Raw genomic sequence first — 18,047 nt, 5'->3', positions numbered from 1 at the left:
GCACCGCAGGCGGCAAGTTGCCTCGACTGGGTTACACCGGGAACGCCGCGGTAACCCAGCCCCGCCGCGCCGCGATAGAACCTAGTGGCGGCGCCTACTCATACCCCCCTTCCGTATTTCTAAGACGGCGGCATCGCTGCTGCGATCATGCGTTCTACCTCCACTTGGTTTGGAGAAGAGCACCGATACCGTCGGCGACCTTGACACACCTACCCTGTAGGGGTAGACACTGCCGGTGTCACCCGGGACGGCCGGGGACGTACCGGGGAGTTGAGGACCGTGTACGGCTACACGCACCACAAGGACGACCACCTCAAGCGGCTGCGCCGCATCGAAGGACAGGTTCGTGGCCTGCAGCGGATGATCGAGGAAGACCAGTACTGCATTGACGTGCTGACCCAGATCTCCGCGACCACCCGCGCCCTGCAGGCGGTCGCCCTCACCCTGCTCGACGAGCACATGGGCCACTGCGTCAGCCAGGCCATCGCCCAGGGAGGCGGCACGGCCGACGTCAAGATCCGTGAGGCCAGTGACGCCATCGCGCGGCTCGTACGGTCCTGACCCGCCACGCACGTGCCGGCTTCCGGCGGAGAGGAAACCTTTCGTGCCCGAGACGATCTACACCGTGAGCGGCATGACCTGTGGTCATTGCGCGAACGCGGTCACCAGGGAGATCAGCAGGATCGAGGGGGTCCACAAGGTTGACGTGGACGTCGCCAGCGGCCGGGTCGTGGTCGCCACCGTCGCCGATCTGTCCAGTCAGGATGTTCGGGCGGCGGTCACCGAAGCCGGCTACGACCTGGTCGGGAACTGAAAGCGCACGACGAGACCACCCGGAGGTGGCGACGTGAAGACCGCGGCCAAGCTGTCCGCCTACGGCCTCACCCTGGCCACCGTGTTCGGCGGTGCCTGGGCGGTCGGTTCCGTTGTCGGTCCGTTCGATGATGGTTCGGCCGGCCCGTCGCGCAACGGCACCCAACACCGTGCGGGTTCGCCCGAACCATGGAACCCCGGTAACAGGACAACCCGCCCATCAGACCCCGCCGCACCCGGCCAGTCCCCCGGCCCGGAGGCAGAAACAGCACCTGGGTTACCGGTTTCCCCGGCTGATGGGGGTAGTCCTGTCGCGCTCCGGGCAAGCACCGAGACGCATTCACCGGAATCGACCGCGAGTCCGGACTGGATACGGCCCGCCGATCAGCAGGACCAGGAGGATGCGGTTCCGGCACCGGGAACAACAGCCGGGAACAACCGCCCTGGTGTCGCCGCATTCACCGCGGGCACCGGGGAGACGCCAACCACGGAGCTACTGCGGCGGAACCCGGGGCAGCGTGCTGACCGACCCCACCGACCCTGCGGCGAACATCCAGGTCACGGTCCGCACCAAGGCAAGCACCGGGGCCACGGTCCGCGCCGATGAGTTCATCGAGATCAGTACTTCTCAGCCAGACAGGAGGTTGGCGTCGATGACGTCCACCGCCCACGACACATCGAGCACCACGGTGCAGGAGGTCGAGCTGTCGATTGGGGGCATGACCTGCGCCTCGTGCGCCGCCCACGTCGAGCGCAAGCTGAACAGGCTCGACGGGGTGCGGGCAACGGTCAACTTCGCCACGGAGAAGGCCCAGGTCTCCTTCCCGGACACACTGTCCATCGAGGACCTGGTGAAGGTGGTGGCCGACACCGGCTACACCGCCTCGCTGCCGAGGCCCGCGACCGAATCCGCAACCGACGCCGCCAGCGGCGAGGACCCCGAGGACACCCCCACTCGTGAGCTACGGGACCGCGTCCTCATCTCCGCGGCGTTGTCGATCCCGGTCATTGCACTGGCGATGATCCCACCGCTGCAGTTCGACTACTGGCAGTGGTTGTCGTTGACCCTGGCCGCGCCGGTGGTGGTCTGGGGTGCGTGGCCCTTCCACAAGGCGGCGTGGACGAACGCCCGTCACGGTGCGGCCACAATGGACACCCTCATCTCCATCGGAGTCTCCGCGGCGTTTCTGTGGTCGCTGTACGCGCTGTTCTTCGGTACGGCTGGCATGCCGGGGATGCGGCATGGCTTCGAGCTGACGATCGAGCGCATCTCCGGGGTCGACAACCTCTACCTGGAGGTGGCCGCCGGTGTCACGACGGCAATCCTGTTGGGCCGCTACTTCGAGGCCCGGTCCCGACGCCGTGCTGGCGCCGCGCTACGCGCGTTGTTGGAGCTGGGCGCCAGGGACGTGACGGTCCTGCGCAACGGACGAGAAGACCGCATTCCGGTCGAGCAGCTCGCGGTGGGTGACCTGTTCGTCGTGCGCCCCGGGGAGAAGATCGCCACCGACGGGGTTGTCGAGGAAGGGTCCTCGGCGGTGGATGCCTCCATGCTGACCGGCGAGTCCGTGCCCGTCGAGGTCGCCCACGGTGATGCCGTCGTGGGGGCGACGGTGAATGCCGGCGGCCGGCTGGTGGTGCGCGCAACGCGGGTGGGATCGGACACCCAGCTGGCGCAGATGGCCAAGCTGGTCGAGGAAGCCCAGACCGGTAAGGCCGCGATCCAGCGCCTCGCGGACCGTATCTCGGCGGTGTTCGTGCCGATCGTGATCGCGCTCGCGGTGATGGCGCTGGGGTTCTGGCTCGGTGCCGGTGCCGGCGCGGGGGCGGCGTTCACCGCCGCCGTGGCCGTGCTGATCATTGCCTGCCCCTGTGCGCTGGGCCTGGCCGCACCCATCGCGATGCTGGTCGGCACCGGCCGCGGCGCGCAGCTGGGGATCCTGATCAAGGGCCCCGAGGTACTGGAGTCCACCCGCCGCATCGACACCGTGGTGTTGGACAAGACCGGCACGGTCACCACCGGCAAGATGGCCCTGGTCGCCGTGCACGCCGCCGATGGTGTCGACCCGGACGAGGCCCTGCAGCTGGCCGGAGCGCTGGAGAACGCCTCCGAACACCCCATCGCCAGGGCCATCGCAGGTGCCGCCGCTGACAAGCTCGGTGCGTTGCCCGGTGTCGAGGGCTTCCAGAACGTCGACGGTCTCGGGGTCACCGGGGTCGTGTCCGGCCACGGCGCCGTGGTCGGCCGCACCCAGCTGCTCGCCGAGTGGAGCGTCCGGTTGTCCGAGGAGCTGCAGCGCGCCAAGCAGGAGGCCGAGAGCAAGGGCCAGACGGCCGTGGTCGTGGCCTGGGATGGCGAGGCACGTGCGGTGCTGGCCGTCGCGGACACCCTCAAGCCCACCTCCGCCGAGGCCGTCCGCGGTCTTCGCCAGCTCGGGCTACGTCCGGTGCTGCTCACCGGTGACAACGAGACCGTGGCCCGGGCCGTGGCCGCCGAGGTCGGCATCGACGAGGTCATCGCCGAGGTCCTCCCCACCGACAAGGTCGACGTCGTCGGGCGCCTGCAGGCCGAGGGCCGGGTCGTGGCCATGGTGGGCGACGGCATCAACGACGCCCCCGCGCTGGCCCAGGCCGACCTCGGCCTGTCCATGGGCACCGGCACCGACGTGGCCATCGAGGCCAGCGACCTCACCCTGGTGCGTGGCGACCTCAACGCCGCCGTGGACGCCATCCGACTGGCCCGCCGCACGCTGAGCACGATCAAGGGCAACCTGTTCTGGGCGTTCGCCTACAACGTCTCCGCGCTGCCCCTGGCCGCCAGCGGCCTGCTCAACCCGCTGATCGCGGGCGGGGCGATGGCCTTCTCCAGCGTGTTCGTCGTGACCAACAGCCTGCGGCTACGGCGCTTCCGCAGCATCACCGCAACAGCAACGGCACCGCAGGACGTCACCGCATCGACGCCCGAGAAGCAGCCCGCGGCGGTCGGTTGAGCCCTCGGGGGCCGGGTCCGGGGTGGGGACCAGAAGTGCTGTTCCCACCCCGGGCCTTCGTGGTGCCGGTGTCTGCCCAAGGAGCCGTCGCCGGTGCGGTTTCGACAAGGGTGGAGGCGAGGAGCTGCGCATGCTCAACAGCGACGCTGGCCGCGCTCCCGGTCGGGGTGCCCCAGCTCGCGTGCCAGGGCCCGAGCTGGGGCACCCTCGCGACGGCGGAGCCGGGACACCCGGAGGGCCGGTCAGCGAGAGCGCCGATAGATCACCCGCATGACCTCGTCGTAGATCAACGGATCCCCGGCCTCGATCGCCTCGCGCACGCACCGCTCCAGGTAGTTGCGGGTGACCCGCTCCCCCACCGCGTCCAACGCCTTGTGGATCGCGCTGATCTGGTTGAGCACGTCCACGCAGTACCGTCCCTGCTCCAACATCCGGGCCACGCCCTGGACCTGTCCGGCGACCTTGGCCAATCGACCCAGGCAGTCGGCCAACGTGTCCTGATCCATCATCTCCCGGCCCTGCGCCTGGTTACCCGGCGTCGCCGGCCGCACCTCGCGTCCCATGCCTCCCCTTCGCGCCGTTGACCCAAGTCTACTTCGGGGTAGGACTCACATTTTTCTCTTTTGCCTGCCACGATGACAGCTACGGCTACGGGGTAGAGGTATTTTGGGCCAATGGGCGGAAGGGGCGCCCACCCCTGGAGAGTCAACATGACCGGCCCGCGCCCGCCGCCGTCCGACAAGCTCCACCGGGTACGCCAGGGTAATGGGGGAACCGTCGAAGGTAATGGCTCGACGCTGTGTCCACTCCGCTGCGACGACAGAACCGTTCATCGGGGCAGGCGCGATGGAGCAAGCCCGCAAACATCGCGGTGATGGGGCGGGTCGACTGGTCCGCCCCAACCCTGACGTCAGGGCTCCTGGAGGCGGGCGGTGTATCCGGCCTCGGCGATCGCAGCGATGACCTCGTCGGGGGTGCATGCGGTCGTGTCGATCTCGACGACGCTGTGCCCCTGCTTGACCGAGGTCTGGGTGCTGTGCACACCGGGCAGGTCTTCCAGTGTGTCATCGATCAGCAGCCCACAGCTTCCGCAGTGCATGCCCTCGACATCGAAGGTGTGAGTCGTGATGCCGGACAAGAATCGCTCCTGCTGGTCAGGCGACAGTGATGGTGCCGGTGTACATGCCCATCCCGCACGAGTAGGCGATCGTGCCGGACTGGAGCACACCGAGATCGATGCGGGTCTCCCCCTCCACGGGCAGGATTTTCTCGACGTTGTACTCCGGGACCAGGAACGCTCGCACGCAGCCCCGAGCATCCTCGGAGTGCACCACCAGGGTGGTCGGCAGGCCCCCACTGACCTGAACGTTCTCCGGGGAGTAGTAGCCGGTGCGGGCCGTGATCCGCACGGTCTGCTTTCCCTCCACGACCGAGACCACGGACTCATCCCCCGGGGACTCCCCCGCCACGGTGTGCGCAATGTGGCTGGCGGCCAACGGTGACCCGGCCAGCTCCAGGCCACCGTTGAAGGTGTACAGCCCGGTCGCCAGGACGACGATGCCGGTGAGAACCGAGAGCCGACCCCGCCAGGCGGCCGCGGCCTTGCGCGCGGCATAGCCGAGCACGACGAACAACGGGCTGGTCCCCAGGACGAACATCGCCATGATGGCCACCCCCACCAGGGCTGAGCCGGAGGCAAGCGCCAACGCTTCCACCGACAGCGTCACCCCGCACGGCAGCAGGACCGTGGCCACGCCGAGGACCGTCGGCGCGAAGGTGGCCCGCGACCGGGAACGGTTGCGCACGAACCGCATCCACGACAGAGGCGGCTCGACGGTGATGTTGCGAAACCCGGGCACCCCGAGCTGGGCGAGCCCGAACACCATGATCAGTCCGCCGGCCAGGAGCTGGAGCCACGTGCGGACCCCGGCGGACAGCTGCACCACACTGCCCACCGTGCCCAGCAACGCACCGAGCAGTGCGTGCGAGACGAGCTTGCCGACCAGGAACCCGGTCACGGGGGCAAGGTCATCGCCCAGGTGCGCCAACGTCCCACGCCGAGGTGCGTGTGACGTGATGGTCCCGGCGCGTGCCACACGAGAGGGTGGCTTCTGCGAAACCGTGGTGGTGGCGGCACGTTGCCGCGAGATCAAGCCGGCAAGGAGGCCACCCTGGACCGCAGCGCACGAGACGCCTCCAGCGAACAGACCGGTGACCAGAACAGCAAGCAGATCCACGGACAAGCCTTCCCACACAATGGAAAGAGGAGCGTCGACAGCGCGCACCGGGCGAGCTGATGAGTGCGAACCGGGAGCACGGCGAGAACTGGTCGTGCTCCGGGCAGACGTCTCCTACGTCCGCATCACGCAGAGTTCAGCGAGGCTCACCGGACGGCGGAACGCCATCCGCGAGGCAGCGACACGGGCGGCAGTCAGCACGGTGATGCCCCGAGCCAGTGCCGAACGCAGCCCTACCACGGCGACGAGCACGAACATTACGAACACCAGGCATGCGGTGAGGACCCCGCCAAGGTCCCCGCGATCGGAGGCACGCCCACCCGCGCCGAGGGCGGCTTCCGTCAGCTGTCCCGTCATGCACCCGGCGGTGTGAGCCTGGACGGCCTGTCCGGGACAGGGCACGACGGGCACGGCCACCACCATCGGGGCCGTCCCGGCATGCTCGGACTGGCTGGTCGTCGTGGGCTTGGCCGGGTGGGGCGTCGCGACGCTCATCCCGTCGGCGCAGGACGGAGCGTGCAGTAGCGCGAAACCTGCGATGGCGGCGAAGACCACAACAAACCGCGCGAGGAGTCCTCGCGCGGTCCGGACACAGCGGCTCGCTCCCGCCACGGCGCCACAGATTACGACACTCGTGTGTGGACGGTGTGAACGGAACTCCGGCAGCGCCTAAGGTCGCCCGGAACGGGTGACGCCAGCACGGAAGCCTCGTCGACATCGATCTTCGTCGTCGCGGCCCGGGCGATCAACGCCGAGCACGGACCGATTGTCGCCCACCCAGGCCCGGCATTGAGGTTTTCCTGGATGCACGAGCGGCTACGCAGCTGTCAGCACAGCTCCGGCGAGGCGGCGAGTGCCTCTCCCCGCGGTGCGTCTGCGTACGATTGGACGCGAGCGCGCCATGCGGGCACGCGACCAGCTCACCTATCCAGACTGGCCCCGTCCGGTTTCCGGCAGCAGGGGCGTCGGGGCGAGACAGATCCAGGGCTACGAGGAACGGGGCCGTGTGGCCTCGTCCTCGAGGGTGATCCACTCCAGCGCCCACTGGTTGAGTGTGAACAACACGTCGCCGAGCGACCGCCCCTTCGCGGTGAGCCGGTACTCGATGCGCACCGGCCTGGTGTGGTGGACGTGTCGCTCGACGAGCCCATCCGCCTCCAGGTCCTTCAGCCGCTGGGACAGCAGCCGGTCGGTCATGCCCGGGATCGCGTCGGCGATCTCGTTGAACCGGGTCGCTCCGGTCCACAGCGCGCGCAGCACGGCACCCGCCCAACGGCGGCCGATCATCTCCATCGCCCGTGCGTAATAGGGGCAGTACGGCCTGACCTCCTCGGCCACCGCACACCTCCCGTCCTGGGACCGGCCATCACCACAGCGCGATAGCTATCCAACCGGTAGCAGCTATCCCTTCGAATGATACCGGTCACAGTGCTTGACTTCCCCAACCTTCGTTAGCCTACTTGAGAGTAGCTATCAATTGGATAGCTTCCAGCGGCGCCCAGGGGTGAGCTATCCAACCCGGTGGGCCGTTGGCCTCCAGCCCGGGATCGGCAAAGGCTGATCCGGCGGCCTGCACGGACGCGGCAAGGACGCGCCCCCGGGGACAGATATGGCAGCGGAGCGGCAAAGCGATGACATCCGACCTGACCACGATGCGCAGCGAGTTCGAACGGAACCTCGGCCCCGCCCTGGGTAGCGCCTTCACCTCGTGACCGGGTCCTCGATCGGGTGTGTTGTTCCCGATGCGAGGACCTCGAACAACTGCGGCACAACGGATGGGGCTGCCGGACCCCCACGTATCGGTGCTCCGTGCCCCGGGGCGCCTCGTCCCGTGAGCACACTTGACGACGACTGCCTGAAACGCGGAGGTGCGCTGTGGCGGAGCTGATGCGGTCCCTGTGGTTCGTCGGGCCAGGGCAGCTGGAGTGGCGGGAGAAGCCTGTTCCGGTGATGCAGGGCGCCGAGGATGCCTTGGTGACACCGATCGTGGCGGGGCGTTGCCCCTTCGACGTGCCCGTGTTGGACGGGCGGAGCCCGCTACCGGGCGACTTCGCCTTCGGACACGAGGCTGTCGCGAAGGTGGTGTCCGTGGGTGAGTCCGTTACCAGCGTGCGCCCGGGCGATGTGGTGGTGGTCGCTCCGGCGATCTCATGTGGACGGTGTGAACGATGCCGGCGAGGGTGGACCGCCCACTGCACGTCGGTTCTCTACGGGGCCTTCTACGGGCTGGCGATAAACAGCGATTGGGGTGGACTGTTCGACGACGTGGTCCGGGTTCCCTACGCGGACGCGATGTTGACCCGTATCCCGCCAGAGGTCGATCCGTACGAATGCATAGCGGCGTACGACGTTCTGGGCACCACGCATGATGTCGCGGTACGGCAGGTTCGTGATGCTGGCCGCCGGAAGGTGCTGGTGTTGTCCTGGGGTGCAAGCGGGCTGTACCAGGTTGCTTTCGCTGCCGCCTATGGTGCCGAGCAGGTGGTGTATGTCGACCGCAACGCGGACAACCGAGCGCTGGCCGAAACGCTGGGTGCGACCACGGTGCTCGACTCTCCACCAGATCCCGCCGGAGGACGCTTCGAGCTCGTGATCGAGGTGTCCGGAGGCAACGCCGAGTGGCTGCGTCGCGGGATCGACCTCGCGGCACCGGAAGGTGTCGTCGAGAGTCTTGGCGGGCTCTTCGGCGACGTGTCCGTACCGACCTACCAGATGTTCTACTACGGAATCACCCTTCGTATCGCACGCGCCAACAACGCGCCATACGTGCCCGATGTCCTGACTGCGATCAGGCGCGGCCTGGTCCAGCCCTCGGTCGTCTACTCCCACGACGTCGCATGGCAGGACCTGCCGGAAGCGATGCTCGAACCCGGCCGCAAGCTCGTCGCCACCCGCGACCAGGCATGACATGTCGGCCCGGCAAAGTTTCCAACCTTTCCCCGACCACTCGTGTTGGTGACGCGTGTCCGCTTGCCGGCCCGGGTGTGGATGCCTAGCTTCGAGTCATCTGACCTCGCCCTCGTGAGCACAGCCAGGTACGTGTGTGCTGCTGACGAATCGGATGGTCCACATGAAACCGGGATCCGAAGTGTCTGCCGTTCAGCACGAGATCGGCTCGAGCGACCTGGTTCCGGAGCGGGGCCGGTACATCGTCGACATCGAAGGGACGACGATCGGCATCTTCCGCCTCGACGGCGTGCTGTACGCCTACGAGAACATCTGCGCACACCAGGGCGGCCCGGTCTGCCAGGGGCGCATCGTCCCCCGGGTACGAGAGCGGCTCGACGACGCCAAGCAAGCCATCGGTCTGACCTTCGACGAGACCGACATGCACATCGTGTGCCCCTGGCACGGCTTCGAGTACAGCATCACCACCGGAATACACGCCGGTGACCCGAGCTTCCGGCTCCGCGCGTTTCCGGTCGAGGAGCGAGAGGGAACGATCTATGTCACCTGCTGAGACCAGGACCGGCGTCGACGCCGGCACGCTCGCCCGGCAGCTGCGGGACTTCACCGAGGACGTGCTCGCCAAGGGCACGGCCAACCAGGTGGCCCCGGAGAACCTCCGAGAGTTGGTGAGCAGCGCGGTCCGGCTGTACGCCGCTGCCACGGAGCAGACCGGCCAGGAGATCCCGCCAGTCACCGAGCAGGTTTCCACCACCGAGTGCGTGGTGCTGGCGTGTGCCCTGCTGCGGGCACAGAACCTGACCCCGTTCGAGATGGCGGTCTGGTTCTCCCGCAGCACCCCTGTCCACCACTAACCGGATCCCGTCGCACCTGCCCGAAGGGCGCCGAGCCGAACCCGAGGACACCATGCCGCCGACTGACGGGGTCACACCACATCCCACCCAGGAGATCACCACACGCACCGACACCCGGGACATCCTGGCCAACGCGCGTCGGGACACCGAGTACTACGGCCTGGACGACTATCTCATCGTCGACGTCGACTCCCACCACGTCGAACTGGACTCCTGGCCCGAAATCGTCGACTACCTGGAGGATCCGGTGGTGCGCGACATCGCGCACCAGCTCGTCCTGAACTGGCCGCAGGCCAGCCACCTCGCACTGCACAACCACATGGCCGGGCTGACGCTGCAGGACGTGGCCGGGCGCATCCCGCACCAGGCCGCGCTGGCCGAGCCGGTCGCCGAGACCGACGTGCACCGGGACGTGACCCTGGTCCGCCGGGCCATGGACGCGATGAGCATCGACGTGCAGGTGGTGTTCCCGCAGCCGATGCTCGAGATCGGCCTGCACCCGCACCCGCGGATCGCCACCCAGCTCATGCTCGCCTACAACCGCTGGTTCACCGAGAACATCCTCGGCACGGACAGTCGCATCAAGACCATGCTCGGGTTGCCGTTCGAGGATCCGGACGCCTGCCTGGAAACGATCCGGCGATACGCCGACCACCCCGATGTCATCGGGTTCCTGGTGACCAGCCAGCGGCACACCGGAGTACACCGCAACCAGTACATGAAGGTCTACGGCGAGCTGGAGCGGGTCGGGATGCCGATCGGGTTCCATGCCGGTCCCACCTGGGGCGACTTCATGACCAGCACCATGAACCGCTTCCTGTCGGTGCACGCGATGTCGTTCGTCACCTGCAACATGACGCACCTGACGAACTGGATCATCAATGGGATTCCCGAACGTTTCCCAGGGTTGCGGACCATCTGGATCGAGAGCGGGATCGCCTGGGTCCCGTTCATGATGCAGCGGCTGGACCACGAATACCTGATGCGCCAGTCAGACGCTCCCCTGTTGACGAAGCGTCCCAGCGACTACATGCGGGCGATGTACTACACCGCCCAGCCCCTGGAGATCACCGACATGGGGCTGTTGGAGTCGACGTTCCGTGCCATGGACGCCGAGCACACCCTCATGTACTCCTCGGACTGGCCGCACTGGGACTTCGACGTGCCGGGCCGCATCATGGGCATTCCCTTCCTCAGCGCCGAGGGCAAGCGGAACATCCTCGGGGAGACGGCTCGCCGGGTCTTCAACCTGTGACGGGCCGCTCGGGCGCTACGTGGACTGTCTGGTGGACGGATCCAGGGGGCCCACAGCCGGGTACCAGGCGGCCGCGATTACCGAAGGGCGCGCCACGGTTACCGAGAGCAGCAATTCCACTCCGGTTGATCTCACGCCGGCGGGGGAGTTTGATTGGGGAAACACTGCGGCACTGTGGGTGATGCAGGCTGAGCTGCCCGCGCCTCGACGCCGACGTTGTCATGGAACTGTGGAGAACGTGAGTGGGCAACGTTCCACTTCGGGTCGAGGCGGCCTGCGCTCACAGTGCACCCACCGGATCGAGGTTGGTGGCCAACGGTGAATAATCGCTGTGACAAGTCATGCCCAACAACCCTGTCCAGGTCTCGGCCCCGAACGTCGTGAGATGCGGGTCGGAGCAGGGGACGTGACGCAATCCAACGCCAGACCAAAACGTGAAGGCCGCTGTCTTTTCGGTGGCGGGGGCCGGCGGGCCGGCACCGGTTGGCACCCGGTCGTCACCGGACGTGACCACGGGAGATACAGCCCGAACGGCGGCAGACAGCGTGCCGTCCGGCCTGCCCGTGACCTGCACGTATGGCTGGCAAAACGCTGTCGTTCGGCCCCTGGCCGAGCCACGGTTCCCCCGCTTCGCCCCGTGGTCGTCGTCGGGGCACAGCGGTACGAACGTACCGTTGCCCGACTCCGCCTTCTCGTTGCGGCGTTGGGTGTGTCTCCGCAGTCGTGGTTCCACGAGACCGTTGAGAGGGGAAACGGACGCAGTCACCGAAGGAAGTGGTCCGCAATACGCTCATCGCGGCGACCCGCCTGGGCGAAGATGTGTTGCAGGACCCACCGGATTGGATGAGCAGTTCGACGGGTAGACGGTGACAACGGACTGCCGCCACACCCAGACTCCGTCCACGAGGCCCGAGGGACGAGCGGGCCCAGCACCGGGGAGCACTGATGCGATGTCACATGGACGACACCATTTCCCGGCACACTTCTCACTGCCGAACCAATACGCAGCTACCGGGAAGTGGCCAGCATCCACCAGGTCCGACGCAATGGTGGCTGCGACATCGGACTACCCAGGGGAGTAACATATCCAGGGAACCTACCCCAAAAGCCTGTGGCACCTGTCACAACCGCCTGCCGGGCTGGGGAAGGTTCCGCCCAGCAGATGGAGGATGATTCACAACGTGTCCGCAAAGCCCGATCTCATCGAGCGCTGGTCGACCCTGCCCCGGGAGGAGCTGGTCGACGCGGTGCGTCACCTCGTCAAGCAGCACGACACCGAGGCACGCCGGACCTGGGCCGAGGTCCGCGAGGACGCGGTGCTGGCCGCGCGCGTGCGCTCGGCGTTGTCCACCCTCCGCGCGGAGGTGAACGGCAGTCGCGACGAGGCCATGTGGCTGATGTGGATCAAGCAGGCCCGCCGGGCGCTGGAGCCTACCGAGGCCAGCGACGGCCAGGCCGCGGAGTCCACCGCGCCCGCTGCGACGGCAGAGTCTGGAGAGCCTGAGGAGACACCTGAGCACCGCGTGACCAATCGGCGGGCGGACGAGGCCGAGCCGGCCCCTGCCGTCCACCAAGTCATGTTCCGCGCCCCCGGCCAGTGACGAACCCGCCTCATTGCGGGGCAACCGCACCGGAAAGGCACGAGCACGACAACGCCAGTCGAGGGAAGCCCGACCCGGACGATGTCCGACGCGACTTCCCTCGAGGATATTGCATTGCGTACGACGAATGACGACGGGGTCGCAGCAAGCCCGGCCCTTAGTCGCATGCGGCGATTCAACCCGCCACAAAGGAACGCAGAAAACGACAGGGTGTGCACGAGGCGGGATGTCCAGCACAAGACACGTCAGTGATTGCCACTCACCGGATCGATTCGTATCCTGCGCGACCACCCCTACAACGGCACCGTATCCCTGAGACAGACCGGAACCACCACCGCCTTCCGCTCGGCGCTGAGCAGAATTACCCGATACGCCAAGGGATATCTGCTGGAGCAACCGTACCGCCTGCGGGACGGCACCCGCGACGGTCGCGAGTGGACGCCACAGCTCCCTCGTGTCTCCGGTCTCGCCAGCAGCCCCGAGCTGTCTGGTAGGGGCCGTCGCGGTTCCACGTTGCATCGGCAGTACGGACGGTGTCGTGTGTCTGCCCGCGCACTGCGGTGGTGAGGCCGTTGTCCCGGCCTGGTCCAGCGCTCGAAGGGAGTTTCCGGTCTCGGCTACCGCTCTGTGCGGGTCTGCGAAGACACCGAATGGGACCACCATATGACCTGGGGCATCATGACGTGCCGAAATTCGCTGGCCGGGCGATGCTGGCAGGGTTACCCCTCGCCCGTCCAGGTAGGTGGTCATGGTTGTGGAGCGTCCGTCAGTCATCGCGTTCGACGTCATCGAGACGTTGTTCCCGTTGGAGCCGCTCGGCGAACGACTCCAACAAGTGGGACAGCCACCCGAGCTGCTCCGGCCGTGGTTCACCAGGCTGCTTCGGGACGGCTTCGCGTTGTCCGCCAGCGGGGCCTATCGCCCGTTCGCCGAAATCGCCGTGGACACGCTGCGGGCGCTGGCAGGGGATGCGCTGTCCGCGGAGGACGCGCGTGAGGTGGTGACCGGTTTCGCCGGTCTGGAGCCGCATGCCGATGTCGCGGAGGCGATGCGGGTCGCCCGGGATGGTGGCGTCCGGGTCATCACGCTCACCAACGGTTCCGCGCAGACCACGAGCACGCTGCTGCGCCGCTCGGGCTTGGACGAGCTGGTCGAGCAGGTGGTGTCGGTGGATGCGGTGCGCCGCTGGAAGCCGGCACCGGATCCGTACCGGCACGCCGCGACGGCTTGTGGGGTCGCTCCCGAACGGTTGGCGTTGGTGGCCGCCCACAACTGGGACGTCCACGGTGCCCACCGCGCCGGCCTGCTCACCGGCTGGGTGAGCAGGTTGGAGAGGCGGTGGAGCGAGCTGTTCGACCAGCCGGATGTCACCGGGCCGGATCTGGTCAACGTGGTGCGTGGGCTGCTCTCGCTCGGTGACCCTGGCGCGGCCTGGTAGCCGCGGGCCGTCACGGCCAATGTCGGGGCGGCGAGCTATGGCGTGCCGCTGCTCAACCGACCTCGGTCGAGGTCAGCTGCCGGTGATGGTGAGCCCCTGGCGGAGGGCGCCGCGACGATTCAGGACGTCGACGACGCGCTGGTAGGAGGCGGCGTGTGCGGAACGTTGCGGTGTTGTGGTGTCATCGCGGCCGACCGCGGTGTTGACGATGGTGGCCGGCCCGCCCGACAGCTGGATCCAGGTCGGGATGGCCTCGGCCTTCGTGGTGGTGTAGCGGCCATCGGGGCCGCGGGTGAGGGTGAAGCGGGCCAGGAGTGAGTCCTCGGTGGGGCCGCGGCCCTGTTCGGCGACCTGGTTGCCCAGACCGTAGATGACCCATTTGCCGTTGATCCGTTCGAACGGCTGGACGACGTGCGCGTGGTGGCCGAGGACGAGGTCGACATCGGGTGATCCGAGGAGTCCTCGGGCGATGTCCAGCTGGGCCGGTCCCGGGTCGTGGGTGTACTCGGTGCAGCAGTGGACGCTGGCGATGACGATCTGGGCCCCGGCGCGACGGGCCCGGGCGGCATCGGTGAGCAGGCCGCTGAGGTCCGGCGGCCCGGCGTCGAAGACGTTGACCGCCCACTCCTTGCCCTCGGGCTTGGGGATGCCGTTGAGCCCATAGGTCCAGGAGATCTGGGCGACCTTGACCCCGCGGATGTCGAGCAGCAGCGGCCTTCTGCTGTCGGCCTCGGTACGGAAGCTGCCGGTGTGTCGCAGCTGCTTGGCGTCGAGGATGTCCAGGGTCCGGGTCAGGCCGGCGAAGCCGGCGTCGAGGGTGTGGTTGGACGCCGTGGAGCAGGTGTCGTACCCGGCGGCACGGAGGGCGTCGACGATCTGTGGCTGCACCGAGAAGGTCGGATACCCGGTGAAGGGGCCATGGGCGGGTGCCAGCGGGGTTTCCAGGTGGCAGATCGCGAGGTCGGCGTCCCGCACCAGGGGCGCGATCTGCGCGTAGACGGGATCGAAGTCGTAGCCGGTTCCCTTCTGCCGGCCGGCGGCCGCGGCCTGGCGAACCAGCACACCGCCCTGGTGGATCAGGACGTCACCGCTGGCCACGATCGTGATCGACTCGGCGGCCCCGCGCAGTCCCGGGGCGGGGACGGGCTCCCCCATCTCGCTGGGCCGGGGGGCGGGAGCGCAGCCGAGGAACAGCAGGGCCACCACCATCGGCAGACCGCAACGTGCTCGGCGCACCCGTCTGGCCGGACGCATGAGCCAGGGATAACTCGAATGCCACTCATCCCTGCGGACCGTCGCTGGAACACGCCGAGGTCTTCCCTCGGAAGAGTGAGCTCTGTGCCCGATCAGACGCTCTCGTGTCGGCGCTTGGGCGTTATGGGACGTGGCGGAACAGCAAGGCAGGCGCCCGCTACTCCGCCACGTTGTGGAGGATGTCGGATGGTGTTCCTGCCGGATTGTTCCGGGCCTACTCCACCGAGCCGTTGCGGATTGAGTGCGCGTGAGTAAGTACACCCGCTCCACAGTCCACCGTTACCAGTGGATGGTCCCCGTCTGATGCGCTGACGCGCTGCGGGGTGGACGCGTCAACGCCGTCTGCCCCGCATGGCGGGGTCTTACGTCGGCTCCGTCGTCCGTTCGACACTTGCGTGTCCGGGTCTGCGGCCACTCCGGTACCCGACCCGCCCACCTGCACGAGGCGGGCGAGGTTGCATGCGGCGTTGACGTCCCGGTCCAGGACCAGGTCGCACTGTTCGCAGTGGAAGGCACGGACTCGCAGCGGCAGCTTGGCTTTCACCGCGCCGCAGCCCGAACACATTTTCGAGGAAGGAAACCAGCGGTCGGCCACGTGAAGTCGGCCACCACGCCACCGGGTTTTGTAGTCGAGCTGACGCCTGACCTCGCCGAAACCCGCGTCGGCGAGGTGTCGCGCCAAGCGCCGGTTCTTGAGCATCCCGGATACGTTCAGGTCCTCGACCACGACCGTGCCGAACCGGGACGTCAACGCGGTGGTGAGCTTGTGCAGGCCGTCCCGACGCAGGTTCGCCACCCGGTGCAGGAGTCGGTTGCGGTCGTGGTTGGCCTTGCGCCACCGGTTCGACGGCTTTCGTCCGGTGCGTGTGTCCGGGCCACAGCGGCGGGATACCCGCCGGCTGGCGCGACGCAGCCGCTTCTGCGCGGCGTCCAGGTGTCGCGGGTTCGCGACGAACCCGTTCTCGTCGGTCACGTCGGGCACCGGTGTGGAGAGCACCGCAAGGTGGGAAATGCCCAGGTCCACACCCACCGACTCGCCCGGACGTGCCGGGACAGGGTCGGCGCGTTGGACCTCGACCTGGAAGGACACGAACCAGCGACCCCGCTCGAACCGCACCGTCGCCGACAGGACGCGCGGTGGGCGGGAGCCCGCCGCCGCCACGCACCACGAACCCGGTGATGGGTGGCGGCCAGAACACCGCAACCCGAAACTCGGGCGGCTGCGGCGGATCGGCCGCCGCCGGCACCGCGGCGCTCCACGGCAGCACGAGCGCCATCAGCACGGTCATCACGCGGGCGAGCAGGCCGCCGACTCCTGTTCGTCTGTGTCGCATCGGTGACGCCTTCTTGTCGTGCGAGGACCTCACGGAACGGCGCTTGCCGTCCACCGCCGCGACAAGCCGCGCGTCTGCGCGCAGCAGGTCCTCACCCGCCGGCTGAGGTGTTCGAGCGATATTCCTTGTTCACGAAACCCACTGGCGCGCTGGGGAATTCCCTCTTGGCGGCAACTGGAATGGTCGATCGAGTCGATCGCGAAGTCATTCAGCAGCAAGGAGCGGGGCCGTGGACGTGCCCGACCTCGCTCGCCGTACGGTACCGGTATTGCTGCGTTGGCTGGCTGTCCGGGCCTGCCCTCTCAGGCCGCGACCATCGGCGTAACGTCGAGGCGTGTCTTGAGCATCCCGAAGTCCCGCATGAGGTCGGCGACGCGCTGGAGCCGGGTCACGCTCGTTGACAGGGGAAACTCGCCGATCTTCATCAGACGCGTGATGTCCTCGTCGATGTTGATGCGTTGCTGCATCGCCTCTTCGACCTTGACGCGCTTCTCGTTGGCCACCTGCCCGGCCCGCATGAGCGCGCGTCGGAACGCCACCAGGGTGCGAGGGTTGTCCTTGACGAACTCCTCACCGCTGATGTAGCCGACGATCGGCATGCCCTCGGTGGGACCGCTACCCGGGTCCAGGATCGGGATCACGCCGAGCTTCATCCGCGCGCCGGTCAGGAACGGTTCCGGTAGCCAGGCCGCGTCCACCACGCGCTTCACCATCGCCCCGGGCATCTGCGGGAAGGGCACCTCGACGAAGCGCACGTCGCGGTCGTCGACGTCGTAGATCCGCAGCAGCGACTGGATGGTCAGGGTGCCGATGTTGTTCAGTTGGTTGACCGCGATCCGCTTACCCGCCAGCTCGGCCGGTCCCCGGATCTGGGAGTTCGGCAGGACCACCACGGGCGCGAGGTTCGGCAGCGCCTGGTAGGCGTCGGCGACGATCCGCAGTGGGGCGCCCTTGCTGTATGCCTGGAACGCGCTGACGTAGTTGACGAAGGCGAGGTCGAGACCTCCCTGGGTCAGCGGCTTGAGGGCGTCGGCGCCACCATCCATGGGCAGCAGCTCGACCTCCAGCCCTTCGGTGGCGAAGAGGCCCTCGCTCACCGCGAGGTACATCGGCACCACCGCGATCACCGGAACGACCCCGACCTTGAGCTTAGTCCGCTCCAACCGCTCGCCGGAGGCCGCGGGTTCACCCTCACCGCACCCGCCCACCGTTGCCGCGGCCCCGAGGGCCATCGCCGCCTTCATCAACGCCCGGCGGGACACCACGGACGTCTCACCTCCGAACCTCGCACGAAAGCCTGGGGCGCGGCGTGGTACCGCCGACAGGACCAAATCGTCTGGTTCGGACGGGCTCCGGGCGATGGA

The 18,047-nt window shown here is 67.8% G+C and carries 17 protein-coding genes; 9 read left to right on the top strand and 8 right to left on the bottom strand.

The features are described 5' to 3' along the window. The first annotated feature begins 279 nt into the window (after nucleotides 1–279). From IEY55_RS16755 to IEY55_RS16745, 3 genes are all read left to right on the top strand, one after another. The gene (locus IEY55_RS16755) at nucleotides 280–561 is read left to right on the top strand and encodes a metal-sensitive transcriptional regulator (RefSeq protein ID WP_189058874.1); all 282 of its coding nucleotides are present in this window, start codon (nucleotides 280–282) and stop codon (nucleotides 559–561) included. Nucleotides 562–604: 43 nt separating this feature from the next. After that, nucleotides 605–814, top strand: a complete 210-nt coding sequence (locus tag IEY55_RS16750) for a heavy-metal-associated domain-containing protein (RefSeq protein ID WP_189058872.1) — start codon at nucleotides 605–607, stop codon at nucleotides 812–814. A gap of 652 nt (nucleotides 815–1,466) precedes the next feature. Beyond that, entirely contained in the window at nucleotides 1,467–3,803 is a 2,337-nt protein-coding gene (locus tag IEY55_RS16745) for a heavy metal translocating P-type ATPase (protein ID WP_189058870.1), read from the top strand. A 242-nt stretch (nucleotides 3,804–4,045) separates the two neighbouring features. Here IEY55_RS16745 and IEY55_RS16740 read toward each other — a convergent pair whose 3' ends face one another. The 5 genes from IEY55_RS16740 to IEY55_RS16720 form a co-directional block, all read right to left on the bottom strand. Beyond that, a complete protein-coding gene (locus IEY55_RS16740) occupies nucleotides 4,046–4,366 on the bottom strand; it encodes a metal-sensitive transcriptional regulator (RefSeq protein ID WP_229686462.1) in 321 nt (106 codons plus the stop codon). Nucleotides 4,367–4,713: 347 nt separating this feature from the next. Then, nucleotides 4,714–4,941, bottom strand: a complete 228-nt coding sequence (locus IEY55_RS16735; RefSeq protein WP_229686461.1) for a heavy-metal-associated domain-containing protein — start codon at nucleotides 4,939–4,941, stop codon at nucleotides 4,714–4,716. 16 nt (nucleotides 4,942–4,957) lie between these two features. After that, nucleotides 4,958–6,040 carry a sulfite exporter TauE/SafE family protein gene (locus IEY55_RS16730; RefSeq protein ID WP_189058868.1) on the bottom strand — a complete coding sequence of 361 codons (1,083 nt, stop codon included), beginning with the start codon at nucleotides 6,038–6,040 and terminating at the stop codon, nucleotides 4,958–4,960. A gap of 114 nt (nucleotides 6,041–6,154) precedes the next feature. Further along, nucleotides 6,155–6,652 (bottom strand): hypothetical protein, encoded by a 498-nt coding sequence (locus tag IEY55_RS16725; RefSeq protein ID WP_189058866.1) that lies wholly within the window; start codon nucleotides 6,650–6,652, stop codon nucleotides 6,155–6,157. Between the two features lie 375 nt (nucleotides 6,653–7,027). After that, nucleotides 7,028–7,378: a winged helix-turn-helix transcriptional regulator gene (locus IEY55_RS16720; RefSeq protein WP_229686460.1), complete on the bottom strand. Its 351-nt coding sequence runs from the start codon at nucleotides 7,376–7,378 to the stop codon at nucleotides 7,028–7,030. 537 nt (nucleotides 7,379–7,915) lie between these two features. Here IEY55_RS16720 and IEY55_RS16715 point away from each other — a divergent pair. The 6 genes from IEY55_RS16715 (at nucleotide 7,916) to IEY55_RS16690 (ending at nucleotide 14,095) form a co-directional block, all read left to right on the top strand. Then, the gene (locus IEY55_RS16715; protein WP_189058864.1) at nucleotides 7,916–8,947 is read left to right on the top strand and encodes a zinc-dependent alcohol dehydrogenase; all 1,032 of its coding nucleotides are present in this window, start codon (nucleotides 7,916–7,918) and stop codon (nucleotides 8,945–8,947) included. A gap of 181 nt (nucleotides 8,948–9,128) precedes the next feature. Continuing rightward, on the top strand, nucleotides 9,129–9,500 hold the full coding sequence (locus IEY55_RS16710) for a Rieske (2Fe-2S) protein (RefSeq protein WP_229686459.1): 372 nt from the start codon (nucleotides 9,129–9,131) through the stop codon (nucleotides 9,498–9,500). Next, nucleotides 9,487–9,801: a hypothetical protein gene (locus IEY55_RS16705; protein WP_189058860.1), complete on the top strand. Its 315-nt coding sequence runs from the start codon at nucleotides 9,487–9,489 to the stop codon at nucleotides 9,799–9,801. Before IEY55_RS16710 ends, IEY55_RS16705 begins: the two co-directional genes overlap by 14 nt. Before the next feature lie 52 nt (nucleotides 9,802–9,853). Continuing rightward, nucleotides 9,854–11,056 (top strand): amidohydrolase family protein, encoded by a 1,203-nt coding sequence (locus tag IEY55_RS16700; protein WP_189058858.1) that lies wholly within the window; start codon nucleotides 9,854–9,856, stop codon nucleotides 11,054–11,056. Nucleotides 11,057–12,237: 1,181 nt separating this feature from the next. Next, nucleotides 12,238–12,657: a hypothetical protein gene (locus tag IEY55_RS16695; protein WP_189058856.1), complete on the top strand. Its 420-nt coding sequence runs from the start codon at nucleotides 12,238–12,240 to the stop codon at nucleotides 12,655–12,657. Between the two features lie 748 nt (nucleotides 12,658–13,405). Continuing rightward, on the top strand, nucleotides 13,406–14,095 hold the full coding sequence (locus IEY55_RS16690; RefSeq protein ID WP_189058853.1) for a haloacid dehalogenase type II: 690 nt from the start codon (nucleotides 13,406–13,408) through the stop codon (nucleotides 14,093–14,095). A gap of 72 nt (nucleotides 14,096–14,167) precedes the next feature. Here IEY55_RS16690 and IEY55_RS16685 read toward each other — a convergent pair whose 3' ends face one another. The 3 genes from IEY55_RS16685 to IEY55_RS16675 form a co-directional block, all read right to left on the bottom strand. Next, on the bottom strand, nucleotides 14,168–15,304 hold the full coding sequence (locus tag IEY55_RS16685) for a CapA family protein (RefSeq protein ID WP_189058851.1): 1,137 nt from the start codon (nucleotides 15,302–15,304) through the stop codon (nucleotides 14,168–14,170). A 259-nt stretch (nucleotides 15,305–15,563) separates the two neighbouring features. Then, complete coding sequence (locus tag IEY55_RS16680; RefSeq protein ID WP_189058850.1) at nucleotides 15,564–16,511, bottom strand: RNA-guided endonuclease TnpB family protein; 948 nt, start codon at nucleotides 16,509–16,511, stop codon at nucleotides 15,564–15,566. Between the two features lie 474 nt (nucleotides 16,512–16,985). After that, on the bottom strand, nucleotides 16,986–17,948 hold the full coding sequence (locus IEY55_RS16675; protein WP_189058848.1) for an ABC transporter substrate-binding protein: 963 nt from the start codon (nucleotides 17,946–17,948) through the stop codon (nucleotides 16,986–16,988). Between the last annotated feature and the right edge of the window lie 99 nt (nucleotides 17,949–18,047).

The organism is Longimycelium tulufanense (assembly GCF_014645795.1).
Lineage (GTDB): Bacteria > Actinomycetota > Actinomycetes > Mycobacteriales > Pseudonocardiaceae > Longimycelium > Longimycelium tulufanense.
This window is presented reverse-complemented; position numbering and strand designations above follow the sequence as displayed.